1 protein-coding gene and 1 pseudogene are annotated in these 514 nt (G+C 46.9%); both read left to right on the top strand.

The genetic code is table 11. From position 1 onward, the window contains the following. On the top strand, positions 1 to 224 hold a 224-nt coding region (locus R7Q46_RS30415), incomplete at its 5' end, for a hypothetical protein (protein WP_318078745.1). After that, a pseudogene (locus R7Q46_RS30410) lies at positions 221 to 514 on the top strand (efflux RND transporter periplasmic adaptor subunit); the annotation flags it as partial. The gene R7Q46_RS30415 and the pseudogene R7Q46_RS30410, both read left to right, overlap by 4 nt.

Here is a 514-nt window from a genome sequence, read left to right as displayed (position 1 = left end):
CTGGTGTTGTTCGTATGCGGCCAATATTGCTGACTGCGGGTACAACGTTACTGGGTAACGTCGTGATTACGTTAGACCCAATTTTTAACGGTTTGGCTTGGGCAATCATATTCGGAATTACCGCCTCGACCATCTTTACGCTGCTTGTGGTTCCGGTGGTTTACAACCTTGCATACCAAAACACCAAAGGACATGGATTACCTCAGTTGGAGGAAGAGCAATGAAACTAGATACCAAATGGTTAGGCGTGATTCTGTTTGCCATACTCGCGCTTCTTTTTCTCTATATGGCTGGATTTTTTACAGAAAAGTTGCCGACAGAACATGACGCGAAAACCAACCAGATTGATGTAAATAACGCAGAGACACATCAACTGATGTTAACCAGCGAACCGGTTGTTCGAGAATTTCCGGGCGTCGTCGTTGCAGAACAACACGCCGATATAGCTGCACGGTTAACGGCATCGGTGATGGAGGTGTTGGTGAAGGTTGGCGATAGAGTGAGGCAAGGAGAC

This window comes from Vibrio sp. 811, from assembly GCF_033339195.1.
The sequence above is the reverse complement of the archived record's forward strand: the minus strand, read 5'-3'. Positions and strand labels throughout refer to the sequence as shown.